At 72.6% G+C, this 25165-nt stretch carries 24 protein-coding genes and 2 pseudogenes; 17 read left to right on the top strand and 9 right to left on the bottom strand.

The features are described 5' to 3' along the window. Positions 1–114: 114 nt before the first annotated feature. The 4 genes from ABZ990_RS27415 to ABZ990_RS27400 form a co-directional block, all read right to left on the bottom strand. Entirely contained in the window at positions 115–762 is a 648-nt protein-coding gene (locus tag ABZ990_RS27415) for a hypothetical protein (RefSeq protein WP_361236959.1), read from the bottom strand. A gap of 302 nt (positions 763–1064) precedes the next feature. Beyond that, complete coding sequence (locus ABZ990_RS27410) at positions 1065–1772, bottom strand: L,D-transpeptidase family protein (protein WP_361237030.1); 708 nt, start codon at positions 1770–1772, stop codon at positions 1065–1067. 121 nt (positions 1773–1893) lie between these two features. Continuing rightward, positions 1894–2490, bottom strand: a complete 597-nt coding sequence (locus ABZ990_RS27405; RefSeq protein WP_361236956.1) for a pyridoxamine 5'-phosphate oxidase family protein — start codon at positions 2488–2490, stop codon at positions 1894–1896. Positions 2491–2692: 202 nt separating this feature from the next. Beyond that, complete coding sequence (locus ABZ990_RS27400; RefSeq protein ID WP_361236953.1) at positions 2693–3970, bottom strand: hypothetical protein; 1278 nt, start codon at positions 3968–3970, stop codon at positions 2693–2695. A gap of 130 nt (positions 3971–4100) precedes the next feature. Between ABZ990_RS27400 and ABZ990_RS27395 the strand changes: the two genes are divergently transcribed. Further along, the gene (locus tag ABZ990_RS27395) at positions 4101–5294 is read left to right on the top strand and encodes an argininosuccinate synthase (protein WP_361236950.1); all 1194 of its coding nucleotides are present in this window, start codon (positions 4101–4103) and stop codon (positions 5292–5294) included. A gap of 325 nt (positions 5295–5619) precedes the next feature. Further along, positions 5620–7047, top strand: a complete 1428-nt coding sequence (gene argH, locus ABZ990_RS27390) for an argininosuccinate lyase (protein ID WP_361236947.1) — start codon at positions 5620–5622, stop codon at positions 7045–7047. A 73-nt stretch (positions 7048–7120) separates the two neighbouring features. Here argH and ABZ990_RS27385 read toward each other — a convergent pair whose 3' ends face one another. Beyond that, entirely contained in the window at positions 7121–7642 is a 522-nt protein-coding gene (locus ABZ990_RS27385) for an HAD domain-containing protein (protein WP_361236944.1), read from the bottom strand. A 262-nt stretch (positions 7643–7904) separates the two neighbouring features. On the opposite strand from ABZ990_RS27385, the gene ABZ990_RS27380 reads away from it, so the two are divergent. From ABZ990_RS27380 to ABZ990_RS27370, 3 genes are all read left to right on the top strand, one after another. Beyond that, positions 7905–8693, top strand: a complete 789-nt coding sequence (locus ABZ990_RS27380; RefSeq protein WP_361236941.1) for a hypothetical protein — start codon at positions 7905–7907, stop codon at positions 8691–8693. A gap of 126 nt (positions 8694–8819) precedes the next feature. Further along, on the top strand, positions 8820–9371 hold the full coding sequence (locus ABZ990_RS27375; protein ID WP_361236938.1) for a TetR/AcrR family transcriptional regulator: 552 nt from the start codon (positions 8820–8822) through the stop codon (positions 9369–9371). 47 nt (positions 9372–9418) lie between these two features. Further along, positions 9419–10930, top strand: a complete 1512-nt coding sequence (locus tag ABZ990_RS27370; protein WP_361237027.1) for an MFS transporter — start codon at positions 9419–9421, stop codon at positions 10928–10930. Here ABZ990_RS27370 and ABZ990_RS27365 read toward each other — a convergent pair. Next, positions 10893–12068: a helix-turn-helix domain-containing protein gene (locus ABZ990_RS27365; RefSeq protein ID WP_361236935.1), complete on the bottom strand. Its 1176-nt coding sequence runs from the start codon at positions 12066–12068 to the stop codon at positions 10893–10895. The genes ABZ990_RS27370 and ABZ990_RS27365 overlap by 38 nt on opposite strands. Before the next feature lie 183 nt (positions 12069–12251). Here ABZ990_RS27365 and ABZ990_RS27360 point away from each other — a divergent pair, with 183 nt between their 5' ends. Then, complete coding sequence (locus ABZ990_RS27360) at positions 12252–12545, top strand: DUF1330 domain-containing protein (RefSeq protein ID WP_361236932.1); 294 nt, start codon at positions 12252–12254, stop codon at positions 12543–12545. A 21-nt stretch (positions 12546–12566) separates the two neighbouring features. On the opposite strand, the gene ABZ990_RS27355 is transcribed toward ABZ990_RS27360, so the two are convergent. Continuing rightward, positions 12567–13238 (bottom strand): lysophospholipid acyltransferase family protein, encoded by a 672-nt coding sequence (locus ABZ990_RS27355; RefSeq protein ID WP_361236930.1) that lies wholly within the window; start codon positions 13236–13238, stop codon positions 12567–12569. Between the two features lie 291 nt (positions 13239–13529). Here ABZ990_RS27355 and ABZ990_RS27350 point away from each other — a divergent pair, with 291 nt between their 5' ends. The 5 genes and pseudogenes from ABZ990_RS27350 to ABZ990_RS27330 form a co-directional block, all read left to right on the top strand. After that, positions 13530–14750 carry a glycerophosphodiester phosphodiesterase gene (locus ABZ990_RS27350; RefSeq protein WP_361236927.1) on the top strand — a complete coding sequence of 407 codons (1221 nt, stop codon included), beginning with the start codon at positions 13530–13532 and terminating at the stop codon, positions 14748–14750. Between the two features lie 262 nt (positions 14751–15012). Beyond that, positions 15013–15534, top strand: coding sequence for a sigma-70 family RNA polymerase sigma factor (locus ABZ990_RS27345; RefSeq protein ID WP_361236924.1), 522 nt, complete (start codon positions 15013–15015; stop codon positions 15532–15534). 37 nt (positions 15535–15571) lie between these two features. Further along, a complete protein-coding gene (locus tag ABZ990_RS27340) occupies positions 15572–16057 on the top strand; it encodes a GNAT family N-acetyltransferase (RefSeq protein WP_361236921.1) in 486 nt (161 codons plus the stop codon). 67 nt (positions 16058–16124) lie between these two features. After that, entirely contained in the window at positions 16125–16616 is a 492-nt protein-coding gene (locus ABZ990_RS27335; protein ID WP_361236918.1) for a hypothetical protein, read from the top strand. 128 nt (positions 16617–16744) lie between these two features. After that, positions 16745–16888 (top strand): annotated as a pseudogene (locus ABZ990_RS27330) (alpha/beta hydrolase); the annotation flags it as partial. A gap of 58 nt (positions 16889–16946) precedes the next feature. Here ABZ990_RS27330 and ABZ990_RS27325 read toward each other — a convergent pair. Together ABZ990_RS27325 and ABZ990_RS27320 are read right to left on the bottom strand one after the other, a co-directional pair. After that, positions 16947–17345 carry a hypothetical protein gene (locus ABZ990_RS27325; protein ID WP_361237024.1) on the bottom strand — a complete coding sequence of 133 codons (399 nt, stop codon included), beginning with the start codon at positions 17343–17345 and terminating at the stop codon, positions 16947–16949. Positions 17346–17458: 113 nt separating this feature from the next. Then, positions 17459–17821 (bottom strand): hypothetical protein, encoded by a 363-nt coding sequence (locus ABZ990_RS27320; RefSeq protein ID WP_361236915.1) that lies wholly within the window; start codon positions 17819–17821, stop codon positions 17459–17461. A 714-nt stretch (positions 17822–18535) separates the two neighbouring features. On the opposite strand from ABZ990_RS27320, the gene ABZ990_RS27315 reads away from it, so the two are divergent. From ABZ990_RS27315 to ABZ990_RS27290, 6 genes and pseudogenes are all read left to right on the top strand, one after another. Beyond that, entirely contained in the window at positions 18536–19618 is a 1083-nt protein-coding gene (locus tag ABZ990_RS27315; protein ID WP_361236912.1) for an ATP-binding cassette domain-containing protein, read from the top strand. Further along, the gene (locus tag ABZ990_RS27310; protein WP_361236909.1) at positions 19615–20283 is read left to right on the top strand and encodes a methionine ABC transporter permease; all 669 of its coding nucleotides are present in this window, start codon (positions 19615–19617) and stop codon (positions 20281–20283) included. Before ABZ990_RS27315 ends, ABZ990_RS27310 begins: the two co-directional genes overlap by 4 nt. A gap of 104 nt (positions 20284–20387) precedes the next feature. Beyond that, positions 20388–21242 carry a MetQ/NlpA family ABC transporter substrate-binding protein gene (locus tag ABZ990_RS27305; protein ID WP_361236906.1) on the top strand — a complete coding sequence of 285 codons (855 nt, stop codon included), beginning with the start codon at positions 20388–20390 and terminating at the stop codon, positions 21240–21242. A 340-nt stretch (positions 21243–21582) separates the two neighbouring features. Beyond that, positions 21583–22230 (top strand): GNAT family N-acetyltransferase, encoded by a 648-nt coding sequence (locus ABZ990_RS27300; protein ID WP_361236903.1) that lies wholly within the window; start codon positions 21583–21585, stop codon positions 22228–22230. Between the two features lie 47 nt (positions 22231–22277). Further along, positions 22278–23474, top strand: coding sequence for a precorrin-6y C5,15-methyltransferase (decarboxylating) subunit CbiE (gene cbiE / locus ABZ990_RS27295; protein ID WP_361236900.1), 1197 nt, complete (start codon positions 22278–22280; stop codon positions 23472–23474). A gap of 432 nt (positions 23475–23906) precedes the next feature. Next, positions 23907–25165, top strand: a pseudogene (locus ABZ990_RS27290) (5,6-dimethylbenzimidazole synthase); the annotation flags it as partial.

The following is a 25165-nucleotide window of genomic DNA, read 5'->3' as shown; positions in this document are numbered from 1 at the left end:
CTGCCCCGCTTCCCCTTGGCCAGGGAGCGGGGCAGGCGCTTCGCGTTTCAGGGGGCGGGCGGCCGGGGCCTCGTACGGGTCGGACACGCCCCGGGGCGCGTCCGACCCGGCCGATCAGGTCAGCTGAATCGAGCTGGCCTGGTCGTTCATCGCGTCGCCGACATACGGCGTGGACTTGGTGTAGAGCTGGTTCGTGCCGTTGTAGTAGATGTCCGAGTACAGGCCGACCCAGCAGTTGTTCGCGGGGATCAGGGAACTGATGCCGTCGTTCCAGTTCCCGAGGTCGCTCCAGCCCCAGTCCCACGTCCCGTTGTCCTTGCAGCCTTCCGGGATCTCCATCGTCCAGGACGCACCGCCGTAGTTCCAGTCCCAGTAGACGACGGCGCCCACGACGCCGCCCTGGAGACCGGCGGCGGCGCGCGCGTCACGCTTGCCGGCCGGGGCGTTGATCTCGGCGAGGAAGCCCTTGTCCTTGGCGGCCTTGGCCGGCGCCTCGGGCGCGTCGGTGACCCGGCCGTCGGTCGCGTCGGCGATCGCCTCACGGAAGGTGTCGTAGCACGTGGTCGTGTGCGAAGTGACGTGGGCGACGCAGTGGGCGCCGGTCTTGGCCCGAGGGGCCGAGGTGGCGGCGGAGGCGGCGGACACGGTGGCGCTGGTGCTCGCGATCGCCAGTCCGAGCGAGGCGATCACGATCGCGGTGCGCCGGGTGGCCGGTGTGCGTCGGGCGGCCGGTGTGCGTCGGGTGGTCCGGGTGGAAGACATGACGGTCTCCTTGAGTGGAGGGGCTGCTCGGTGCCCGGCCGCGCCGATCGGTGGCCGGGCAGGCATCAGGGCACCAGGCCCGGATCTCCGCTGCGTAAGCGATCGATAAATGAGAGAGAAGCGCGACATTCCGCTTACTGCCCGGTAGCTTCGCTCTTGTCCGAAGGCTGTCCCATCGCCGCTGGTCGGGAGACGGGCGGGAGACGGCCGGGAAGGCGGCCCACCGCCCGTAGGGGTGCCGAGCGCCCGCGACCACCGGTCATCCGGAATGAAGCGCCCGATCAAGCGCCCGATCAGGCTCCCTAGTAGCGCGTGATCGCCGTGCGTCCGCCCCGGGTGCCGACGGCGAGATGCGGCCGGCGGGACGGATCCGCCCAGAGAAGGATCCGGCGCATCGCCTCCGCCGGTACGGACACACAGCCGGCGGTCGCCCCGTGCCCGTTCACATGCAGGAAGATCCCGGCCCCGCGCCCGCGCACCGGCCGGTCGTAGTTGAACGCGACGACGAGCGCGTGGGCGTACTGCTTCCGGTACGCGGTCAGATGCTCGGCCTCGGCCGCCCGGCAGTCCCGGGGCAGGCCCTCCACCCAGCGGTTGTACGCGCGGGAGGCGTTGTCCTGGCACCACCAGGAGCGCTCGGTCACCCGGACGTACCGGTACGCCGTCCCGGCCGGCGCGGGCGCGGTCCCGAAGGCGTACGGAAGCCGGAAGAGCCCGGTGGGCGTGGTGTCCGTACCCTGCCGGCGCCGGGCCCCCTCGGCGAGCCCCTTCGCCCCGAACCGCGCGGGCGCCGAACCCGCCCGCACCCACCGCCCGCCACGCCGGTCCCACCAGGTGACCGTGCCGGTGGTGGCCCCGGTGCGGGCGGCCTCGGCGGTGATCAGCTGCGTGCCGCCGCCGGTGTCGGCCATCCGCTCGGGGAGCGGGGCGGGAGCTGACACCGGGGCCGGCGCCGTCCCGGGTGTCGTGACCGATGCCGCGACCAGGGACGATGCCAGGGGCGACGCCAGGGCCGGTCCCGGTGCCTGGGCGAGCGAGCCGAGCGACGAGCCGAGCGAGCAGAGCACCGCGCCGAGCGCGAGAAGGGTGCGCATGGCGCGACGATAGGTCTGCCCCGCCGGACCCGCCGGGCTATTGCCCCGTACGGGGGAGCGGCGGGAGCGGCAACGGCAGACCGGGAAGCCCGTCGATGCTGGACGCGATGTGCTCCTTGCCCGCGAAGTACGCGCTCAGCGACTCGTCGTCCTCCCGGGCGAAGCGCCGCTGGTGCAGATCGCGGTCCGTGTCGTACGACATGAACGGCACGCCGTAACCACAGGTGTCCCGCACCAGCTCGGCCCGGACCAGGATGATCGCCCGCAGCCCGTGCTGCTCGGGGTCGATCCCGCCGAAGTGCCCGATCAGCTCCGCCCACCGCGCGTCGTCCCGGAACACGGGCTCGCCGCGCCCGTGGATCCGCACGATGTTGGGCGGCCCCTGGAAGGCGCACCACATGAGGGTGATGCGCCCGTTCTCCCGCAGGTGGGCCACGGTCTCGGCGTTGGACCCGGCGAAGTCCAGATAGGCGACGGTGTGCTCGTCGAGGACGGCGAAGGACCCGGCGAGCCCCTTCGGCGAGAGGTTGACGGTCCCGTCGGCGTCCAGCGGAGCCGTCGCGGTGAAGAACACCGGCTGGGACTCGATGAAGGCACGCAGACGACCGTCGATCTGTTCATATGTTTTCCCCATGCCGCCATTCTCCGCAGGAGACGCCGCACCCGCCCAGATGATTTCGGGTCCCTGGACACGGCGGACCGGGGACCACGCATGGCGGACCGGGGGACCGGATGGGGCGGACCGGACGTGGCGGACCCGGTACGGCAGACCACGCGCGGCGGACCGGACGTGGCAGACGCGACGCGGCGGATCACCCCACCCGGTCTCCTGGGGCTCACCGCAGGCGTGCGCGTACCTCCGGGTCGGGGTCCTCGGTCAGCCGCCGGGCCGTTTCCCCGTATGCGGCGGAGCCCAGGTCGCCCAGCAGCCGCAGTGCCAGGATCCGGCCGTGCGCCGGCCGGCCCGGCTCGGTGCGGCGCAGCAGCTCGCCCTCGGGCAGCCGTGCCGCCCAGGGGCGCGGCACCTTGGCCACCTCCCGTGCGACCGCGGGCGCCGGGTCGTCGAGCAGTGCGAGCAGCCGGACGTCGCCCGCGGCCTCGAAGAGCCGCAGGCCCGCGACGGCGAAGGCGCGCACCTGGGGCCGCTCGTGTTCGATCAGCTCCCACAGCAGCAGTTGGTCCGTGGTCCGGTCGCCGCACTCGGCGAGCCCGAGCGGTGCCCGGTCGGGCACCGTCGCCGGGTCCGTGCAGGCCGCCCGGTACAGAGCGAGGGGATCACGGCCGTCCTGCCGCAGCACCCAGCGGGCGCATGCCCGGACCAGGGCCGACCGGTCGAAGAGGAACGCGTCCGCGTCGCGGGACCGGCCTGCCGCGGACAGCGCGGTGACCCCGGCCGAGCGCACCCGGCCGGTGGAGGCGCGAAGCAGCGGCTCCAGCGAGTCGCCGGGTACCCCGGCGGCGAGGACGGCCGTCGCGGCCCGGTCCTGGATCACCGCGTCGGTGTCGTGCGCGGCGATCCGGGCCAGTTCTGTCGGCGGGTACAGCCCGCGCTCGAGCGCGAGGTCCAGGGCGAAGCGCCGGGTGGCCCGGTCCTCGGCCCGGAAAAGCGCGTGGACCACCTCGGCCGGGGCGGTGGCGAGGGTCTCCTGGAGCAGCCGGAACGCCACGTCGCCGCGCATGCGGCGTCGGCCGCGCAGGATCACCCCGGCGGTGAGGAGCAGCGTGTCGGGCGCGGCCTCCGGCAGAGCGGCGGCGAGGAGGGACCGGGCGCGCTCGCGCACCGGTCCGGCCCAGTCCGTGGTGCGCAGGGCGACGAGGGGAAGGAGGGCGGGGCGGTCGGCGGTGTGGGCGAGGGCGGCTTCGCGGGTCCGGCCGTCGGAGGTGCACAGGGCGAGCGCGATCCGTCCGTCGTCGGGTGCCGGGGCGCCGTGCGCGGCGTCCGTGAGCCAGGCGTGTCCGGGAAGTCCCGGCTCGCACCAGAGGTAGGCGGTCCGGACGCGCCGGTCCAGCTCGATCCACTCGTCGGGGCGGCGTACGTCCATCGCGTCGGCGAGCCCGGGGTCGCGCATAAGGGACCGGATCACGGTTTCCCGCGGCGTCTCTTCGTCTGCCATGCATCGGACTCTAGGGCTTCCGAACCCCCTCCCACCTGCAATTTTCGATTCCCGGGCACCGACCTTTGACAAACCATACGGAGCACTGCATAGTTATACCCATCAGTGGTTGCAAGGTAAGGAGAACCCCGTGACCGAGCGCGTCGTACTCGCCTACTCGGGCGGCCTGGACACCTCCGTCGCCATCGGCTGGATCGCCGAGGAGACGGGTGCCGAGGTCATCGCTGTCGCCGTGGACGTCGGCCAGGGCGGCGAGGACCTGGACGTCATCCGCAAGCGCGCGCTCGCCTGCGGTGCGGTCGAGGCCGAGGTCGCGGACGCCAAGGACGAGTTCGCCGACGAGTACTGCCTCCCGGCGATCAAGGCCAACGCCCTCTACATGGACCGCTACCCGCTGGTCTCGGCGCTCTCCCGGCCGACCATCGTCAAGCACCTCGTCGCCGCCGCCGAGAAGCACGGCGCCTCGATCGTCGCCCACGGCTGCACCGGCAAGGGCAACGACCAGGTGCGGTTCGAGGCCGGCATCCAGGCCCTCGGCCCGGACCTGAAGTGCATCGCACCGGTCCGTGACTACGCCATGACCCGGGACAAGGCCATCGCCTTCGCCGAGAAGGCGGACCTGCCGATCGCCACCTCCAAGAAGTCCCCGTACTCCATCGACCAGAACGTCTTCGGCCGGGCCATCGAGACCGGCTTCCTCGAGGACATCTGGAACGCGCCGATCGAGGACATCTACGAGTACACGGCGAACCCGGCCGTCGCCCGTGAGGCCGACGAGGTCGTCATCTCCTTCAAGGAGGGCGTGCCGGTCGCCATCGACGGCAAGCCCGTCACCGTGCTCCAGGCCATCCAGCAGCTCAACGAGCGGGCCGGCGCCCAGGGCATCGGCCGGATCGACATGGTCGAGGACCGGCTCGTGGGCATCAAGTCCCGCGAGGTCTACGAGGCTCCCGGCGCGATCGCCCTGATCACCGCCCACCAGGAGCTGGAGAACGTCACCGTCGAGCGCGAGCTGGCCCGCTACAAGCGGCAGGTCGAGCAGCGCTGGGGCGAGCTGGTCTACGACGGCCAGTGGTTCTCCCCGCTCAAGCGGGCCCTGGACGGCTTCATCAACGAGGCCAACCAGCACGTCACCGGCGACATCCGGATGACCCTGCACGGCGGCCGCGCCGTCGTCACCGGCCGGAAGTCCGCGGAGTCGCTCTACGACTTCAACCTCGCCACCTACGACACCGGCGACACCTTCGACCAGTCGAAGGCTCAGGGCTTCATCGACATCTTCGCGCTCTCGTCGAAGATCGCCGCGAAGCGTGACCTCGGCTGACCTCAGTCGTTCGACAGCCCGCCTCCCCGTTCCGCGACGCGGTGGGGAGGCGGGCGCGCATCCGGGCCCGTGTCCCGGACGCGCGCAGGTGCGGCACGGCCGCCGGACACACCGAACGGGCGTGCGCCGACGGACCACCGGCGCGGCACATCGAGACCCCTGCACCACGTCGAGATCCCCGCACCGCATCGAGACCCTCGCACCACGTCGAGGTCCCCGCACCGCATCGAGACCCTCGCACCACGTCGAGGTCCCCGCACCGCATCGAGACCCTCGCACCACATCCAGACCCTCGCAGCACAGACCGGCATGAGGAGCAGCAGAAGTGAGCAGCAACAACGGTGACGTACGGCTCTGGGGCGGCCGGTTCGCCGACGGTCCCGCCGAGGCCCTGGCGAAGCTGTCCGCGTCCGTCCACTTCGACTGGCGTCTCGCCCCGTACGACATCGCCGGTTCCCGCGCCCACGCGCGCGTGCTGCACAAGGCCGGGCTGCTCACCGAGGACGAACTGACCCGCATGCTGGACGGTCTCGACCGGCTGGAGGCGGACGTCGCCGACGGCTCGTTCACCGGCACCATCGCCGACGAGGACGTGCACACCGCCCTGGAGCGGGGTCTCCTGGAGCGGCTCGGCGCCGAGCTCGGCGGCAAGCTGCGGGCCGGCCGGTCCCGCAACGACCAGGTCGCCACCCTCTTCCGGATGTACCTGCGCGACCACGCCCGGATCATCGGCTCCCTGATCGCCGAGCTCCAGGACGCGCTGGTCGGCCTCGCCGAGGCGCACCCGGACGTCGCCATGCCCGGCCGCACCCACCTCCAGCACGCCCAGCCGGTGCTCTTCGCCCACCACGTCCTCGCGCACGTCCAGTCGCTGTCCCGGGACGCCGAGCGGCTGCGCCAGTGGGACACCCGGACCGCCGTCTCCCCGTACGGCTCCGGCGCCCTCGCGGGCTCCTCGCTCGGCCTCGACCCGGAGGCGGTCGCCAAGGACCTCGGCTTCGAGCGCGGCTCGGCCGGCAACTCGATCGACGGCACGGCGTCGCGCGACTTCGTCGCCGAGTTCGCCTTCATCACGGCGATGATCGGGGTGAACCTCTCCCGTATCGCGGAGGAGATCATCATCTGGAACACGAAGGAGTTCTCCTTCGTGACCCTGCACGACGCCTTCTCCACCGGTTCGTCGATCATGCCGCAGAAGAAGAACCCGGACATTGCCGAGCTGGCCCGGGGCAAGTCCGGCCGCCTCATCGGCAACCTGTCCGGCCTGATGGCGACGCTGAAGGCGCTGCCGCTGGCCTACAACCGGGACCTCCAGGAGGACAAGGAGCCGGTCTTCGACTCCTGCGACCAGCTGGAGATCCTGCTGCCCGCCTTCACCGGCATGATGGCCACCCTCACGGTCAACCGGGAGCGCATGGAGGAGCTGGCCCCCGCCGGGTTCTCGCTCGCGACCGACATCGCGGAGTGGCTGGTCAAGCAGGGTGTGCCGTTCCGGGTGGCGCACGAGGTGGCCGGCGAGTGCGTGAAGGCCGCCGAGGCCGAGGGCAAGGAGCTGGGCGACCTGACGGACGAGCAGTTCGCCAAGATCTCCGAGCACCTCACCCCCGAGGTCCGCACGGTCCTCAATGTCCCCGGCGCCCTCGCCTCCCGCGACGGCCGGGGCGGCACCGCGCCCTCCGCTGTCGCCGCCCAGCTCATCGAGGTCAAGGCCGACCTGGTGATCCAGCACGCCTGGGCCGACGCGAAGAAGTAGCCGCACCCCCCCGAGCGGGCCCCCGAGCGGGCCCCCGAGCGGGCCCCCGAGCGGGCCTCTCACCCCCTCGGCATCACAGCGCCGCCGCCCAGTCCGCGAGCCTGTCGAAGTCCGGCCGGAGCAGTCCGAGCCGGGGATCGACATACAGCAACAGGGCGGCGGCGAGGTGGTTTCGCTCCACGTACTCGTGGTCGTACGCCGTGATGTCGTCGTCGACCCAGGCGAACGGCCGCCCCGCCGCGTACTCGAGGATGTACTGCGTCTTCCAGAAGGTCCCGCGCGGGGCCCTTCCGTGCATCTGCGGCCAGTCGATGTACGGCAGCTCCGGCAGTCCGAGGTGGGGGCCTATCCAGTCGTTGGCCTCGCCTTTCCAGGTGGTCGCCCAGACCAGCTCGTACGCGTCGGCCAGCGCCCGCAACTCGTCACCGTGCGCGGGATTCAGCCACACCCGCAGCGGCGTGACCCCGGTCCAGTCGGACGGGCGCATCCGGTGCGTGGCGTACCCCTCCGGCCGGCGCTCGCGCTGCGCCGCGTAGGGGTTCAGCGGCCCGTCGACATCGATCAGCAGCAGCGGCTTCGGCAGCGCTTTTGTCATGCCCGTAGCATTCCTTTCCTTGTCCGGGAGGGCATCGGATTTTCCCGCCGCGGTACGTCCGCTCCGGGGCGGCGGCCGTCGTGCGACGGCAACAGCCCCGGAGTTCCGGGAGGTCGCTCGGCGCTGCTCTGCCGAATCTGTCGGGGGGTGTTCGCCGGCGTGCCGAGCATGGGGAATCCGGGCGGATTCGTGACGCCCCGTTCCCCCGGGGGCCGTTGCCGGCCCGGTGCGGCCCCGCCGCCCCAAGTAGGCTGCGCCGGCCATGAATACGCAGACGGAACCCGAATGGCCCCCGCGCGACACGAACCCTGCTGGTCCACCGATCCGGCTGCTCTTCCGGGAGGTCGTCGCCGACCGCCTGACGGGCGCCATGCCGCCCCAGGCGGCGATGCTGTTCGCCGCCGAGACCGACCCCTCCTGGGACGATCGGAGCTTCCTCGGCGATTTCTACGGCGAGATCCTTCACCAGGACACCTGCCGGCCCGACACCGCCGACGGCCTCGCTCTGCTCGCCGCTCTCGCCGCCGGCGACCGGATTCCCGCCCGGCACCGGTTCCAGGCCGTCGCCTTGCTGTTCAAGGCCGCCACCGTCGCCGAACGCCACCTCGCCGAGAGCGGGCCGGGCGCCCCGCAGCACACCGATCCCGACAGCGATCCCGACAGCGAGGCCCGGGCTCGCGGCGCGGTCCGGGCCCGCGTTCCCGGTCTGCTGGCCCGCTGGCCGGCCGAATGCCCGGCGGTTCGCCTCGCCCTTGCCGGGCTCGCCGTCGTCTTCCCGACGGACCGCACCCTGCCCGCTCTGACGCCGCGCCTGCGGGCTTTCGCGCACCGGTATCCCCGGGGCACCGACATCGGCGACTACGTGCGGTTCGTCCTCGTCCTGGCCGCCCGGGACGACGTCCGGACCCTCGCGGTGACAGAGGAGCTCACCGGCGCCCACTGGCCGGGAACACCGCGCGGGGTCCCGACACGGGCGCGAGCCCTGCACCTCCTCGACCAGATGCTGACCAGGGTCGGAGCCGGACTCGCCCGGTCGCCCGCCGGCCGCTGACGCCCTGCGGGGACGAGCAGAGACACAGCGCGCGGCTCGCGCCGATCGGGGCGAGGCCGGCCATCGAGCAGGGACCTCAATGGCTCGGGTGAGACAAAAATGTCTCACCCGGTGTACGGTTGTCTCATGTCAGTCGACCGCACCCAGGTGCTCCGCTCCGCCGCCGCCACCCTCAGCGTCAAGGCGACCGCCACCATGGACGAGGTCGCCCGGGCCGCCGGGATCGGCCGCGCCACCCTGCATCGGCACTTCGCGGGGCGGGAGGCGCTGATCCGGGCGCTGGAGGAGCTGGCTCTCGACGAGCTGACCGCCGTACTCGACACGGTGGGCCCCGAGGCGGGCCCCGCCGACGAGGCGGTGCGCCGGCTGGTGGGCGCGGTGCAGCCGGTCGCCCCGCTGATCGCCTTCCTCGTCACCGAGAACCAGCTCTTCGAGGGCGAGCAGCAGAACGAGGGCTGGGCCGCCCTCGACGCGCGGATCTCCGCGCTCTTCCGGCGCGGCCAGGAGGAGGGCGTCTTCCGGATCGATCTGACGCCCGCCTGGCTCTGCGAGGCGCTCTACGGGCTCATCAGCTCGGGCGCCTGGGCCGTCGCCGACGGGCGGGTCGCCGCCAAGGACTTTCCGTACATGATCGCCGAGCTGTTGCTCGGCGGAGCGCGCAGGAGCGTGGAGAAGTGATCACCGACACCCTACGGCACGAGCACGAGCGCCGTACCGAGAGCCATATCGAGGGCGCCCGCCGGCCCGGCCGGTGGCTCGCCCTCTCCGTACTGGTCCTGGCCGTCCTGCTGGTGGCCGTGGACGCCACGGTCCTCGGCCTGGCCACCCCCTTCCTCTCCGAGGACCTGAAGCCGTCCGGCACCCAGCTGCTGTGGATCGGCGACGTCTACTCCTTCGTCATCGCCGGTCTGCTGGTCTCCATGGGCAGCCTCGGCGACCGCATCGGCCGCAAGAAGCTGCTGCTCACCGGCGCCGCCGCGTTTGGCGCGGTGTCCCTGCTGAACGCCTACGCCACCAGCCCCGAGATGATGATCGTGGCTCGTGCGCTGCTCGGCGTCGCCGGTGCCACCCTGATGCCGTCCACCCTGGCCCTGATCCGCAATCTCTTCCACGACCCGCGCGAGCGCAGCCTCGCCATCGGCGTCTGGGGCGCGATGGCCTCGGCCGGCGCCGCCGTCGGCCCGGTCGTCGGCGGATTCCTGCTCGAACACTTCTGGTGGGGCTCGGTCTTCCTGATCAACCTGCCCGTCATGGCCGTCCTGGTCGTCGTCGGCGTCAAGCTGCTGCCCGAGTCGAAGAACCCGGCCCCCGGCCCCTGGGACCTGCCCAGCGTCGTCCTCTCCCTCGTCGGCATGATCGGCGTCGTCTACGCCATCAAGGAACTGGCCTCCGAGGGCCCGACCGCCGCCGCGGCCCTCGCCGCCGTGCTCGGCCTCGGCGGACTGACCTGGTTCGTCCGGCGCCAGCTCACCCTGCCGACCCCGCTCCTGGACATGCGGCTGTTCCGCGACCGGGGGCTGTCCGCCGCCGTCGTCGCCGACCTGCTGACCGTACTCGGCCTGTCCGGCCTGGTGTTCTTCCTGTCCCAGTTCTTCCAGCTGGTCCAGGGCCGGGCGCCGCTGGAGGCCGGTCTCGCCGAACTGCCCGCCGCCGTCGGCGCCGTGGTGGCCGGCCTGATCGCCGGCCGGGCGGCCCGCCGCTACTCGGTACGCGCCGTCGTCGCGGGCGGTCTCGCCGCCATCGGCCTGGCCCTCGCGGCCCTGACCACGCTCGGCCAGACGACCGGATACCCGCTGCTCGGCGCGAGCCTGCTGGTCGTCGGTACGGGCGCGGGCTTCGCGTTCACCGTCACCGCCGACGTCATTCTCTCCAGCGTCCCCAAGGAGCAGGCCGGTGCGGCCTCCGCGGTCTCCGAGACCGCGTACGAGCTGGGCGCGGCCCTCGGCATCGCGCTCCTCGGGTCCATCGTGACCGGCGTCTACCGGGACTTCACCACTCCGGCCGGTGTCCCGTCGGACGCCTCCGCAGCGGCGCACGAATCCCTCGGCGGAGCCGTCGAGGCCGCCGCCGGCCTGGCCCCGGAACGGGCCGAGGCGCTGGTCTCGGCCGCGCAGGACGCCTTCGTCGACGGCCTGCGCATCGCCTCCGGCATCGGCGCGGCGGTCCTGCTCGCGACCGCCGTCGCCGCCTGGTTCCTGCTCAAGGGCCAGAAGCTCGGCGAGGGCGACGGACACTGACACTCCCGTCGGCGGCCGGATCCGGCGCGATGCCCCCGCCGGCGGCCGGATCCGGGGCACGGAAAGTGCGGCGGTACGCCGACGGGGCGACGCCGGCCTCCGCCGCGAGGTGCCGCCGCAGCGAGGTGGCGGTGGCGAATCCGACCTCGTGGGCGACGCGTTCCACCGGCAGATCGCTGGACTCCAGCAGATGCCGGGCCCACCGCAGCCGCTGCGAGGTCAGCCAGCGGCCGGGGCTCAGACCGGTCTCCTCTTTGAAGCGCCGGGCGAAGGTACGGGTGCTCATCGCCGCGTGCGCGGCCAACTGCTCCAGCGACAGCGGTAGTTCGAGCCGCCGCAGGGCCCAGTCGCGGGTCGGCCCGGTGCCGGTCGCGCCCGCCGGCGGCAGGGGCCGCTCGATGTACTGTGCCTGCCCGCCGTCCCGGTACGGCGGCATGACGCAGAAACGAGCGGCCTGGCCCGCTACCTCCGTGCCGTGGTCCTGGCGCAGCAGATGCAAACAGACGTCGAAGCCGCTGGCCGCTCCCGCCGAGGTCAGCACGTCACCGTGATCCACGAAAAGAACGTCGGTGTCGAGCTCGACCCGGGGGAACAGCTTCCGGAAGCGGTCGCCGAGCGCCCAGTGGGTGGTGGCCCGGCGCCCGTCGAGGAGACCGGTGCCGGCCAGCAGGAAGGCACCGCTGCAGATCGACACCAGCCGGGTGCCGGGCCGGACGCCGGAAAGCGCGTCCAGGGCCTTCGGGTCGGGGGCGGCGGCCGAGGTCCGGGGGATCGCGTACCCAGGGATGATCACGGTGTCCGCCTCGGCCAGCACCTCGGGGCCGTGCCCGGGGGTGACGGTCAGGTCCGAGACGGTGCGTACGGGCTTCCCGTCCACGCCCGCGGTCACCACCTCGTAGCGGCCATCGGCGGAGCCCAGGACGTGTTGCGGTATGCCGAGTTCGAAGGGGTAGATCCCGTCGACCACGAGGACGACCACCTTGTGGGGGCCGGGCCGCGGTTCCGGGCGCGTCACGCGACCCGGTTCGACGGTGTCACCGGTCGAGTCACCGGCTGAGCCACCGGCCGAGTCGCCGGCTGCGCCACCGGCCAGATCGCGGGCGCCGGGCGTACCGGGGGCGGCAGGGGGGACGGGCATGGCGGGAATGTATCGGAGGCTGACCTTTCCGCCATGGCCGAGGCCGGCGCGAACGGCGAGGATCGAGGCCTGACTTCGACGAGGACAGGGGGAGAACCCTCACCCCTGGGCCGTCGTCGGGGATCGAGCGATCCGGTGTCGAATCGACGCCGGACGCGTCCGGCCGCACACAGGAGGTTCTCCATGGCCAAGGGCTACTGGGTCAGTGTCTACCCCGCCCTTTCCGACCCCGAGGCGCTGACCGCCTACGACACGCTGGCGGGTCCGGCCGTCCGAGCTGCGGGCGGGCGCCTACTGTCCCGTGGCGATCGAGTCGTCGCCCACGAGGCCGGAATCGCGCATCGCGTCGTCCTGATCGAGTTCGACAGCTTTGAGCAGGCGGTCGCGGCGTACGAGAGCGAGGCGTACCGGAAGGCACTGGTGGCCCTCCCCGACGGCTACGAGCGCGACTTCCGCATCACCGAAGGCATCGACTGACGCGCCCCCGTGCCTCTACGTCTACGCGGCCTTCGCCTTCGTGGCGTACATGTCCACGTACTCCTGGCCCGACAGCCGCATGACCTCCGCCATCACCGAGTCCGTGACCGCCCGCAGCACATAGCGGTCGCGGTCCATCCCCTCGTAGCGGGAGAACTCCATCGGCTCACCGAACCGGACGGTCACCCGTCCCGGGCGGGGCATGCCCGCGCCGCCCGGCTGGAGCTTGTCGGTGCCGATCATCGCGAACGGCACGACGGGCGCGCCGGTCATCAGGGTGAGCCGGGCGATGCCGGTGCGGCCGCGGTAGAGACGGCCGTCGGGGGAGCGGGTGCCCTCCGGGTAGATGGAGAAGATCTTGCCCTCCTCCAGCACCCGGCGGCCCGTCATCAGCGCCGCCACACCGCCGCGTCCGCCGTCGCGGTCCACCGGGATCATGCCGACGCTGGTGAAGAACCAGGCCATCAGACGGCCCTTCAGGCCCTTGCCCGTGACGTACTCGTCCTTGCCGATGAAGAAGACCTGACGTTCCAGGCAGATCGGCATGATCATCGAGTCGATGAAGGTCAGGTGGTTGCCCGCCAGGATGACCGGTCCGGTGCCCGGGATGTTCTCGGCACCCTCGACGCGGGGGCGGAACATGAGGCGCAGGAGCGGGCTCAGCGCGGCCTTCATGAGCGCGGGACGGGACACGGTTCCTCCGGGGCCGGGCGGACGGACAGGCAGGGGCGCGTCCGCGGCTCGGCCGAGCCGGTGGCGCAGGACCGGACGATACTCGCGAGTCGGTACGCGTCGCACATCGGGTCTCACCGGTCGGACGCGTACGGCGGGGTGAGGGTCCGTTACCGGACGGGATGGCCGGATTCGCTCCGTCGCCTCGTGTTTCCGTCGAGTTCGACTGCGATCTGCTCGCGGTCGCACGTTTGTGCCTAGCGTCAGGGAGAAGAGTTGACAGGTGCGGGACACCAACCAGAAGGAGCGTCCATGACCCAGCCCCAGCCCCAGCGCCCGACCCCGGCCCGGCGGGCCGTTCTCGGCGCGGCCGGAGCAGCCGTCCTCGGCGGCTCGACCGTCCTCGCGGCCGGCACCGCCCAGGCCGTCCAGTCCGCCGTGGGCCAGGAGGGGAACCAGGGCCAGGACCAGGGACAGGGTCAGGGCGGCGGGAAGGGCCGCGGCTACCGTTCGCTTCCCTCCCCCACCGTCATCGGCCACCGGGGCGCCAGCGGCTACCGCCCCGAGCACACCCTCGGCTCCTACCAGCTCGCCCTCGACATGGGCGCCCATGTCATCGAGCAGGACCTCGTCCCCACCAAGGACGGCCACCTGGTCTGCCGCCACGAGAACGACATCACCGGCACCACCGACGTGGCCGACCACCCCGAGTTCGCCTCCCGCAAGACCACCAAGACCGTCGACGGCGTCGCCCTCACCGGCTGGTTCACCGAGGACTTCACCCTCGCCGAGCTCAAGACCCTGCGGGCCGTCGAGCGCATCCCCGCCGCCCGCCAGAAGAACACCCTCTACAACGGCCGCTGGGCCGTGCCCACCTTCGAGGAGGTGCTGCGCTGGGCCGAGGACGAGGGTCGCCGCCGCGGCCGCGAGGTGTGGCTGCACGTCGAGACCAAGCACCCCACCTACTTCCGCTCCCTCGGCCTCGGCCTGGAGGAGCCGCTGGCCAAGCTGCTGCGCCGGTACGGCCGCCACCGCGCCGACTCCGCCGTCTTCCTGCAGTCCTTCGAGCCCGGCAGCATCCAGCGGCTCGGCCGCCTGGTCGACGCCCCGGGCGTCGTGCTGCTTTCCTCCGCCGACTCCCGCCCCTGGGACTTCGTCGCCTCCGGCGACCCGCGCACCGTGGCCGACCTGATCACGCCGAAGGGCCTGGCCGAGATCGCCTCGTACGCGCAGGGCATCGGTCCCACGATCGACCTGATCCTGCCCCGGGACGCGAGCGGCCGCCTCGGTGCCGAGACCAGCCTCGTGCGCGACGCGCACCGGGCGGGACTGATCCTGCACCCGTACACGATGCGCAACGAGAACACCTTCCTGCCCACCGAGTACCGCCGAGGCACCGACCCGACGGCCTACGGCGACGCCTTCGGCCTGCTCCAGCGTTACTTCGCCACGGGCATCGACGGCATCTTCTCGGACAACGCGGACACGGCGCTGCTCGCGGCGGCGGACTACGCGGCGGCCCACGCCCGCTGACCGAACGCCCGCTGACCGAACGCCCGCTGACCGAACGCCGGCTGACCGAACGCCGGCCGGCCGAATGTCTGCTGACCGGCTGACGGTCGGCCGATCTCCGGCCTCCGATCGCCACCCGTCCGCCCACCGCCCGCTACCCCGCCGACCCCTCACGTCGGCGGGGTGCCGGCGGTCGGCGGCCGCGGGCGGCGGCGTTCCGCCGACCGGGTGAATCAGGGCCGGGACCGCAACCGGTCCCGGCCCGCTCCGCATCGTGGCCGACATGACCCTCCGCCCCTCCCTGCTCGCCACCCTCACCCCGCTGCTCGCCGCCGAGTGCGGGGCCGAGGCGGCGGCCGCCGGCGTCGACGCCGAGGACCTCGAACAGGCCGTGTGGCTGCGGTTCCTGGAACGCGTCGCGGTGGGCGGGACCGAGCCCGAGCGCCCCGCCGACTGGCTGCGCCGGGCCGTACGGGCCGAGGCCCGCCGGGCCCGCCGGGAACGCGCCCGCGCCCTGCGGTTCCGGGGCGAGGCCCGCGCCGAGACCCCGACCCCGGAGCACTCCGCGCTCACCGCCGAACGCCACCGCACCGTGCGCGCCGCCGTCCGCCGCACCCCCGGTCACTGCCCCCGGCTGCTCACCGCGATGCTGCACCCCGGCGACCCCAGCTACCGCGATATCGCAGGAGCGTTGGGTATCTCACAGGGCAGTCTGGGGCCGATGCGTTCCCGTTGCCTGGGATGCCTGCGCAGAATGCTGTCTGCTGAGGTTCCCGGCCCCGGGGTCCGGGGAAGGGTGCCGTAGAAATTCACTCGGACTGGTGAGCGGAAGGCATGCGCACATGAGCATGAGCGTGACCATCTCAGCGGCGGACGCGACGCGTGACGCGGAGCAGATCCTGAAGCTGCAGTACCTCTGCTATCAGCGCGAGGCCGAGGTCCACCAGAACTGGTCGATCGAGCCGCTCACCCAGCCGCTCGACGCCCTGCGCGCCGAACTCGTCGAGGGCGTGGGCCTGGTGGCCCGGCTCGGCGACGAGATCGTCGCCTCGGTACGGGGCCGGCTCGACGCGGACGGCACCGTACGGATCGACCGGCTCATCGTCCACCCGCGCATGCGCCGGCACGGCCTCGGCGGCCGGCTCCTCGACGCCATCGAGCGCCACTTCGCCGCCGAGCCCGGCCCCGCCGCCAAGCGCTTCCGGCTCTCCGCCGGCCGGCGCGCCGAGAGCGGACTGCGGCTGTACCACAGCCGGGGTTACGCCCAGGTCGGCGTCCAGGAGTCCGACCCGGCGCACACCCTGGTGACGCTGGAGAAGGCCGCGTAGGGAACGAGTCGGGTCGAAATCGCAGGTCAGGGGGGCGAGGGACTGGTCGAGTGAGGTAGAAGGGCGTATGGACAGCGCCGTTCTCCAGCAGATGCTCGACCAGGTCTTCGACCACGCCGTGGTGTACCACGGGTACACCACCTCCATGCGCGACTACGAGGTCGTCGTCTATGTCACCGCGGACCCCCGGACCGGCGTCGCTCCGGCCTACCTGAGGTATCTCTTCCGGTACTGCGTCGAGGCCCGCTGCGAGACGTCGGTGCGGCCGGAGATCTGGCAGGTCTCGCTGGACGACCGGCTCGTCGATTCCGTGACCGGCGACGGCCTCGACGGATTCGTCTGGGGTGTGGAGTGGCAGATGCTCTACCCGGGAGCCAGGCTTTTCCCCGAGTCGGAGGCGACCCGACGCTGGTCGAAGACTCTGGGAATCGACTTCCACGAAGTCTGTGTCGAGAGCGGCGCGCACAAGCTGACCTTGCTCTTCTCGGAACTCCAGGTGAGCGAGCTTCCCGCCGGATACACCCCCTTCGTCACGGACGAGCCGTCGCCGGCCGGGTGACCCCGTGGCTGCCGGGGGCGTTGCGGTACGACCGGCGGCGGGACCATCGGAAGGTGCGTACCGGGAGCTGATCAGGCAGCGGGATCCCACGGCGCATGTCCGTGAGGCCGCAGGGAACTGCGTTCAGCCGTCCCGCCTCCGCCGCCGACTACCGGGTCGTCCCCGGCGCGGGCGTGGAGATGCTGTCCGGGCTCGGGCACTCGCCCAACCTGGAGGACCCGCCGCGTCCCGCCGGACCGCTCCTCGCCTTCGCCGCGGCACACCAGCGGTGACCGGCACACCCGGCGCACCTGGCGCGCCTGGCCTGCCGGGCGAGGAGCGGACGGCCTCTCAGACCTGCGCCCGCGCCTGTGCCTGGGCCTGCGCCTCGCGCGCGAGGCCCTTGCGCAGCCACCAGATGCCGGTCAGCGGCAGCAGGACGGGGATAAAGATGTAGCCGTAGCCGTACTGCGACCAGACCGTCGCGTCCGGGAAGGCCGAGGGCTCGATGAGGGTCCAGGTGCCCACGATGAGGACGCCCGCCAGCTCGGCGGCGCAGCACACCAGCGCCGCCCTGCGCGCGGTCTCGCCGCCGCGTACCAGGGTGTACGTGATGAACGCGTAGACCACCGCCGCCACGGCCGACAGACTGTAGGCGAGCGGGGCGCGGTCGAACTCGGTGGCGATCTGGTAGATCGAGCGGGAGACCGCGCCGACCGACATCACGCCGTACAGCCAGACGACCACCATGCCGGGGCCCGAGATCAGCCGGCCGGAGGACCGTGCCCCGGCCTCGGCCCCAGCCCCGGCCTCGGCACCGGTTTCCGTCCCGGCCTGGGCGCCGTTCTCCGTCGCGGTCATGATCAGCCCACCGTCCAGATGTCGTAGAGACGCACTTCGAGGACGGCGAGCACCACCGCGCCCGCCGTCACGGTCGCCGAACCCCACTTGCTGCGCTCGGTCAGCGACATGAGACCGGCCGCGGGCACCGCGCACAGCGCGCCCAGGAGGTAGGCGATGAAGATCGCCGTACCCTCGTCGGCCTTCTCGCCGCGGGTCAGCTGCACGATTCCGATCACCAGCTGCACCAGGGCGAGGAAGGTCACCACGGCCATGCCGATGAAGTGCCAGTCCTTGGTGGGCTGGTCACGGGAGAAGGCGAAGCCGCACCAGGCGGCGAGGGCGAGCGCGGCGGCCGAGACCGCGACCGTCAGGGCGTCAAGCATGGCCCCGAGGGTATTACGGGCGGAGCCGTCCGATGCGCGCGGCCCCGCTCCGCGCGGTGTCGTACGGCGGCCCGCGCCCGCCCGTTCCCGGGAACGGGCGCCCCGCCCGGCGGTCTCCGTACAAAGCGGGGGCGTGGTCTTGGCCACAAAAGCCCCCTGTGTCCTCCTTCCGGAAGACCACCTCGCGCTGCCCCGGTCCGCCCCGGTCCGCCTCCGTCCGCTCCGCGCGGACCGCCCGCCGACGGGCGTCGGCCCAGGCCACACCGGGAACGGGAACCCCGTTCCGCCACCCGGAGCGCATCCGGGCGCTTCCAGGCGACCGAGCCAGGAAAGGTGCTCCCGGGCCGCTCGCGTCTCAGCCTTGTCCGCTATTCGGACAGCCCTCTGTTGTTCGCACCTGCGCATGCTTTACTTGCAGCCATGACCACGACGAGCAACCGCACCCTTGCGACCGAGGCGAACCAGACGCCCGGTGCTCGCTGTATGTGTCGAATGTGCGCCATCTGAGGGCCCCCGCCGCATGCTCGCGCCCCGAAGCGAGCCCCGACGGCCGAGCCGTTCCCCCGCCTTTGGGCGTCGGAGCGTGCCCGCCCCGCGCACGTGCCGCCCGCCGGACCTTTCCCCCGGGTCGGCCCCCCCTGCGCCTGACTGTCCGAATGACGAATGCCGTGCACGGCGGACGAGCGCCGCGCACTCGACAGTGACGGAAATCCTGTGATCACCATTTCGGGCCTGACCAAGGTCTACGAGTCGCGAGGCCGCCAGGTCACCGCTCTGGACGGTGTCGACCTCCACGTTCGCGAAGGCGAGGTCTTCGGCGTGATCGGTCAGAGCGGGGCCGGCAAGTCCTCGCTCATCCGCTGCGTCAACCTCCTGGAGCGCCCCACCTCCGGCACCGTGACCGTCGACGGCGTCGACCTCACCGCCCTCGCCGGGAAGAGCCGCCGCGCCGGCAAGGAACTGCGCCGCGCCCGCAGCAACATCGGCATGGTCTTCCAGCACTTCAACCTGCTGTCCTCGCGCACCATCCAGGACAACATCGAACTTCCCCTGGAGATCCTCGGCGTCTCCGGCGCCGAGCGTTCCCGCCGCGCCCTGGAACTCCTCGACCTCGTCGGCCTCGCCGACAAGGCCAAGGCGTACCCGGGCCAGCTCTCCGGCGGCCAGAAGCAGCGCGTCGGCATCGCCCGCGCCCTGGCCGGCAAGCCCAAGGTCCTCCTGTCCGACGAGGCCACCAGCGCCCTCGACCCGGAGACCACCCGTTCCATCCTCCAGCTCCTGCGCGACCTCAACCAGCAGCTCGGCCTCACCGTCCTGCTCATCACGCACGAGATGGACGTCGTCAAGACCATCTGCGACTCGGCCGCCCTGATGGAGAAGGGCCGCGTCGTGGAGTCCGGCACCGTCAGCGAACTGCTCGCCACCCCCGGCTCCCGGCTGGCCGCCGAGCTCTTCCCGGTCGGCGGCGCGGCCACCGGCCCGGACCGTACGGTCGTCGACGTCACCTTCCACGGCGAGACCGCGACCCAGCCGGTGATCTCCCAGCTGTCCCGTACGTACAACATCGACATCTCGATCCTCGGCGCGGCCATGGACACCGTCGGCGGCCGCCAGATCGGCCGGATGCGCATCGAGCTTCCCGGCCGTTACGAGGAGAACGTCGTCCCGGTCGGCTTCCTGCGCGAGCAGGGCCTCCAGATCGAGATCGTCGACCCGCAGGACGAACCACAGAACGACCCGCAGGGCACCGCGCCGGCCGCCGGCACGCCCGCACTGACCAAGGAAGGTGCCCGGTGACCTGGTCCCAGATGCAGCCCGTGCTCGAACAGGGCACGCTCGACACCCTTTATATGGTGCTGTGGTCCACCCTCGTCACCATCCTCGGCGGGCTGCCCCTCGGCCTCCTCCTCGTCCTCACCGACAAGGGCGGACTGCTGCAGAACCGGCCGGTCAACAAGATCGTCGGCGTGATCGTGAACGTGGGCCGCTCGCTCCCGTTCATCATCCTGCTGATCGCCCTGATCCCCTTCACCACCTTCGTGGTGGGCACGTTCATCGGCCCGACCGCGATGATCGTGCCGCTCGCCGTCGGCGCCATCCCCTTCTTCGCGCGTCTCGTCGAGACCTCCGTCCGCGAGGTCGACCACGGACTCGTCGAAGCCGTCCAGTCCATGGGCGGCGGCACCCCGACCATCGTCCGCAAGGTACTGCTCCCGCAGGCCCTGCCCTCCCTGGTCTCCGCCGTCACCACCACCGTGATCGTGCTCATCGGCTACTCCGCCATGGCCGGCGTGGTCGGCGGCGAGGGCCTCGGCTCCAAGGCCCTCACCTACGGATACAACCGCTTCGACACGACCTTCATGCTGACGACCGTCGCCGTCCTGATCGCGATCGTGACGATCGTCCAGCTGATAGGCGACGGCGTCGTCCGCCTCCTCGCCCAGCGCGGCCGCACCGCTTGACGGCACCGCCGCGCCCCGCGCGGCACCCCTGACTTCGTATGACGAAGACGAGCCCGGACTTGTTGTCCAGGCCGGAAGCACACCACTTGAAAGAGGCACTCTTCGTGCGCAAGAACATCAAGATCACCGCCGGCGTCGCCGCCACCGCAGCTCTCGCCCTCGGCCTCACCGCCTGCGGCACGGCCTCGGACCCGTCCTCCAAGGACGGCGCCGCCTCCGCCGACAAGCCGCTCGTCATCGGCGCCACCCCGACGCCGCAGGCCGACATCCTGAACTTCGTCAAGGACAACCTCGCCGAGAAGGCCGGGCTCAAGCTGGAGGTGAAGGAGTTCACGGACTACGTCCTGCCGAACACCGCCACCGACGCCGGCCAGATCGACGCCAACTACTTCCAGCACCAGCCGTACCTCGACGACTTCAACAAGAAGAAGGGCACCGACCTCACCTCGGTGGCCACCGTCCACCTGGAGCCGCTGGGCATCTACTCCAAGAAGGTCCACGCCCTCAAGGACATCAAGGCCGGCCAGACCGTCGCCGTCCCCAACGACACCACCAACGAGGGCCGTGCGCTCCACCTCCTCGCCGACAACGGCCTCATCACCCTGAAGAAGGGTGTCGGTACGGACGCCTCGCTCGCGGACATCACCGACAAGAAGGGCCTGGAGTTCAAGGAGCTGGACGCCGCCACGGTGCCCCGCGCCCTGAACGACGTCGACGCCGCCGTCATCAACGGCAACTTCGCCATCGGCGCCAAGCTCCAGCCTGCCAAGGACGCCATCGTCCTGGAGAAGGCGGAGGGCAACCCCTACGCCAACATCGTCGTGGTCAAGAAGGGCAACGAGAAGGACGCCCGGGTGACCAAGCTCGTCGAGCTGCTCCACTCGCCCGAGGTGAAGAAGTTCATCGAGGACCACTACGACGGCGCCGTCGTCCCGGCCTTCGGCACCACGGCCAAGTAGGCAGGCCGGCCCGGCCAAGTGATCCCGGCCGAGTGAGCCCGGCCAGGTAAGCACGGTCGGCCCGCCCGGCCCGGCGGGCCCGGAGCCCCCTTCCGGCGCCCCCGGCGGGATCCGGCCCCACTCGCGGCACCCCCCAGGCCCCGCGCGCCCGACCGGCGCACGGGGCCTCGGGGCCTCCCGGGCCCCTGGATCCCCGGGCCCCTGGATCCGAGGACCCGGGGGACGTCCGGCTCCCGTACCCTCCCGTCCTCCCGCCGTCGCGCCGCGCCGCCCGCGCATGCGCCGCCGCCGCGTCATGCTGCATGCTGTGCGTTCACGGTCTTCACGTACGGAGCTGCGCATGACTACGACCTTCCCGTCCCTCACCATCGGCACGGAACGGTTGGTGCTGCGCCCCTACGAAGACGGCGACATACCCGCCTTCGTGGACATGATGAACGACGAACTCGTCGTCGCCTGGACCTCCGTCCCGCACCCCTACACCCGCGCCCACGCCGAGCAATGGGTCCGCGAGTTCGCCCCCGCCGAACGCGCCGAGGGACGGGGCATCGTCTTCGCCGTCACCGAATTCCTCACCCAGCGCCTCGTCGGCACCGTCCATCTGTACGGCACCGACTGGCGCCTTCGCGCCACCGAGATCTCCTACGTCACCGCGCCCTGGGCCCGCGGCGAGGGCTACGCCACCGAGGCCGTGCTCGCCGTCGCCCAATGGCTCTTCCGCGACCAGGGCTTCGAACGCCTCCAGCTGCGCACCGCCGCCGGCAACACCGCCTCCCAGCAGGTCGCGCAGCGAACGGGCTGCATCAGCGAGGGCGTCCTGCGCAACGCCTGGATAGCCCGGAGTCAGACCGAGAGCGGCGCGTGGACGGAGATCCGTACCGACCTCATCCTGTGGAGCCTGCTCCCCGAGGACCTCGACGGTCTCGCCGACCAACTGCCCGAGACCGGCTACTCCGCGCACGCCGACTGGGGCGCGCCCCGCAGGTAGGCTCGACCCGCCCCACCCGCACACCAGCAGCAGGAGACAGACGCGACATGGCCGATCGGGTCACGGTGATCGGCTGGGACGGCTCCCCCCTCACCGAGGCGGCACGGTCCGCGCTCGCCGCCGCCACCCTCGTGGCCGGCGCCGCGCACCACCTGGCCCTCCCCGAAGTACCGCCCGCCGCCGAACGCGTCCGCCTCGGCAGCGTCGACCTCGCCGCCCGCCGGATCGTCGGCCACCGAGGCACCGCCGTCGTCCTCGCCGACGGCGACCCCGGCTTCTTCGGCGTGGTCCGCACCCTGCGCGCCCCCGAACACGGCCTGGAAGTCGAGGTGGTCCCCGCCGTCTCCGCCGTGGCCGCCGCCTTCGCCCGGGCCGGCATGCCCTGGGACGACGCCCGGGTCGTCGTCGCCCACCGCCGCACCTTGCGTCGCGCCGTCAACGTCTGCCGCGCCCACCCCAAGGTCGCCGTCCTCACCTCGCCGGGCGCCGGTCCCGCCGAACTCGCCCTGCTCCTCGACGGAGTCCACCGCACCTTCGTCGTCTGCGAGGAACTCGGCACCGACCGCGAACGGATCAGCGTCCTCACCTCCGACAAGGCCGCCGACCACGCCTGGCGCGACCCCAATGTCGTCCTCGTCATCGGCGGCGGCCCGGCCGGCGGCGTCGGCAGCACCGGCGGCTGGCTGCTGGGCCAGGACACCCCCGCCGTCCGGGGCTGGGCCCTGCCCGGCGAGGACACCGGCGGCCGGACCGGGCAGGACCCCACCCTGCGCGCCGCCCAACTCGCCCGCCTCGGCCCGCGGATCGGCGACCTCGTCTGGGACATCGGCTGCGCCGGCGGCACGTTCGCCGTCGAGGCGGCCCGGCTCGGCGCCGCCGTCATCGCCGTCGACGCCGACCCCGGCGCGTGCGCCCGTACCGACGCCGCCGCCCGCCGCGCCGGGGTGCCGCTCCAGGTACTCGCCGGACGCGCCCCGCACTTGCTGGAACGGCTGCCCGAACCCGATGTCGTACGCGTCGGGGGCGGGGGAGTGCCCGTCGTCGCCGCCTGCGTCGACCGCAGGCCCGAACGGATCGTCACGCACGCCGCCACCCGCGACGAGGCCGAGGCGATCGGCGCCGCCCTCGCCGACGGGGGCTACGAGGTCGAGTGCGCCCTGCTGCAGACCGTCGGGCTCGACCCGCGCGACTGGAGCGAACGCGGCCGTTCCCTCGCGTTCCTGCTGGCCGGCCGCAGGATCTGACGCCTGCTCGGGGACCGCTTCGTGCCCGCCCGGCGCCTGTCCGGCGCCTGTCCGGGGCCTGTCCGGGGCCTGTTCGGGGCCCGTCCGGCCGGCGGCCGGTTATCGCCCTGAGGTCCCCACCCGTGATCGTGTGCGACAACGGGCGGGGTAGGCTGGCCGTTTGTTGTACCGCCTCCGGAACCTCGGCGGTTTGTTCGTCAATGTCCGGAAACGGTGGCCTCATTGGGTCTCTGATGTGGTACGGAGCAAACGGGGGACGGCGCGACGTGGCGCAGTCCACAGCGCACCGTGGCGGTTCCGCCTGCCACGAAGGCCGAAGGCCGGGACAATGCAGGGGTGTCCGCGCGGCACGTGCCGCGCGGCGCGCACGCTCGTTGTCCTGGACGGGCGCAGGACTGAAGGAGCACAACCGATGGGCGAGGGGTACGCAGCATGACGGACACCGGCCAGGTCCCGGGCGAGGGACTGCCGGAGAACTCAGGCATGGTCGAGCAGCCGGGCATCCCCGCTCCGGGTGCGTACAACACCTACCTGGACCCCTCCGCGATCCCAGCCGAGGACGACGGACTCCTGCTGATGCCGGGCGCCCAGGGCGCCTGGAGCGAGCACCCGCCGGGCGCCACACCCGCGCCGCCGGTCACCGTGCCCGCGCCGCCGGAGGTCGACCCCCTCACCGCGCCGTTGGATCAGGTCACCGCCACCCCGCCGCGCGGAGTGCAGCTGCCGCCGCAGGGCACCCCGGCGCACGGCGTCCCGATGCCCCCGCACGGCACCCCCGCGCACGGCGTGCCGCTCGCCGCCCCGCAGGGCCCGCCGGTCGTCACCGACCACGGTTACGAGCCCGGTGTCCTCGACACCGGCTCCGTCGACCTGTCCGGGGCCGGGTTGCCCGCGCCCGCCGGGGCCCCGGTCCCGCCGCCCGCCCGCCGCCCGCTGCACATGGGCCCGCCGGTGCCGGACCACGCCACCGGTGGCGTGGTCCGTTCCCTCGCCGACCGAGGCCCGGCCGCCGCCCCGGCCCCGCAGCCCGTGCCCGCCCCGGCCGCGCCGCAGGCTCCGGCCGCCGCGCCGGTGCCCGCCCAGGTCCCGGCCGCTCCGGCCGGTCCGGTCGGGGGGCCGGAGTACCTGGACGTTCCGCAGGACCAGCAGACCGCCCCGCAGGGCGCCATGCCGTGGCCCGCGCAGCCGCAGGACCCGCAGGCGCAGCAGATGCCGCAGGCCCAGCCGGTCGCGTCGGCTCCCGTTCAGGCCGAGGCCCCGGCCGCCGCCCAGCCGCCGGTCCAGGCCCAGGTTCCGGCGGAAGCGGTCGTCCCGCCGGTCGCGCAGTTCGTCCCCGTCGAGGGCGCCGTGCCGACCGCCCCGCACCTGGCCCCGACGCCGCAGCCGGACCCCTCAGCCGAGGTGCCCGCCGAGGTCCCGGTCGAGGCGCCTGCCGAGGTTCCGGCCCAGCAAGAGATGCCGGCCGAGCCCGCCCCGGCGCCGGAGCAGGCCGTCGAGGAGGCCCCGCCGGCCGTGGCCGCCGAGGCCCAGCCGGTCCCGGCCCCGGCCGAGATTCCGGACGCGGCCGAGGTTCCGGCGGCCGAGGTTCCGGTGGTGGAGACCCCGGTGGCCGAGGCGGCCGTCGAGACGCCCGCTGCCCCGGCCGCCGAGCCGGTGGCCGAGCCCGTCGCGGCGCCGGTGGCCGAGACGCC

It is taken from the genome of Streptomyces sp. NPDC046203, assembly GCF_040646255.1.
In the GTDB taxonomy this organism is placed as follows: Bacteria; Actinomycetota; Actinomycetes; order Streptomycetales; family Streptomycetaceae; genus Streptomyces.
This window is presented reverse-complemented; position numbering and strand designations above follow the sequence as displayed.

Bases quoted from the DNA above. Each gene is read 5' to 3' on its own strand.
- ABZ990_RS27365 (WP_361236935.1), bottom strand. From the start codon at position 12,068: ATGCCCGTCCCCCCTGCCGCCCCCGGTACGCCCGGCGCCCGCGATCTG.
- ABZ990_RS27300 (WP_361236903.1), top strand. From the start codon at position 21,583: ATGACTACGACCTTCCCGTCCCTCACCATCGGCACGGAACGGTTGGTG.
- ABZ990_RS27385 (WP_361236944.1), bottom strand. From the start codon at position 7,642: ATGACAAAAGCGCTGCCGAAGCCGCTGCTGCTGATCGATGTCGACGGG.
- ABZ990_RS27360 (WP_361236932.1), top strand. From the start codon at position 12,252: ATGGCCAAGGGCTACTGGGTCAGTGTCTACCCCGCCCTTTCCGACCCC.
- ABZ990_RS27350 (WP_361236927.1), top strand. From the start codon at position 13,530: ATGACCCAGCCCCAGCCCCAGCGCCCGACCCCGGCCCGGCGGGCCGTT.
- ABZ990_RS27345 (WP_361236924.1), top strand. From the start codon at position 15,013: ATGACCCTCCGCCCCTCCCTGCTCGCCACCCTCACCCCGCTGCTCGCC.
- ABZ990_RS27415 (WP_361236959.1), bottom strand. From the start codon at position 762: ATGTCTTCCACCCGGACCACCCGACGCACACCGGCCGCCCGACGCACA.
- ABZ990_RS27375 (WP_361236938.1), top strand. From the start codon at position 8,820: ATGTCAGTCGACCGCACCCAGGTGCTCCGCTCCGCCGCCGCCACCCTC.
- ABZ990_RS27405 (WP_361236956.1), bottom strand. From the start codon at position 2,490: ATGGGGAAAACATATGAACAGATCGACGGTCGTCTGCGTGCCTTCATC.
- ABZ990_RS27320 (WP_361236915.1), bottom strand. From the start codon at position 17,821: ATGCTTGACGCCCTGACGGTCGCGGTCTCGGCCGCCGCGCTCGCCCTC.
- ABZ990_RS27335 (WP_361236918.1), top strand. From the start codon at position 16,125: ATGGACAGCGCCGTTCTCCAGCAGATGCTCGACCAGGTCTTCGACCAC.
- ABZ990_RS27325 (WP_361237024.1), bottom strand. From the start codon at position 17,345: ATGGTGGTCGTCTGGCTGTACGGCGTGATGTCGGTCGGCGCGGTCTCC.
- cbiE (WP_361236900.1), top strand. From the start codon at position 22,278: ATGGCCGATCGGGTCACGGTGATCGGCTGGGACGGCTCCCCCCTCACC.
- ABZ990_RS27340 (WP_361236921.1), top strand. From the start codon at position 15,572: ATGAGCATGAGCGTGACCATCTCAGCGGCGGACGCGACGCGTGACGCG.
- ABZ990_RS27380 (WP_361236941.1), top strand. From the start codon at position 7,905: ATGAATACGCAGACGGAACCCGAATGGCCCCCGCGCGACACGAACCCT.
- ABZ990_RS27400 (WP_361236953.1), bottom strand. From the start codon at position 3,970: ATGGCAGACGAAGAGACGCCGCGGGAAACCGTGATCCGGTCCCTTATG.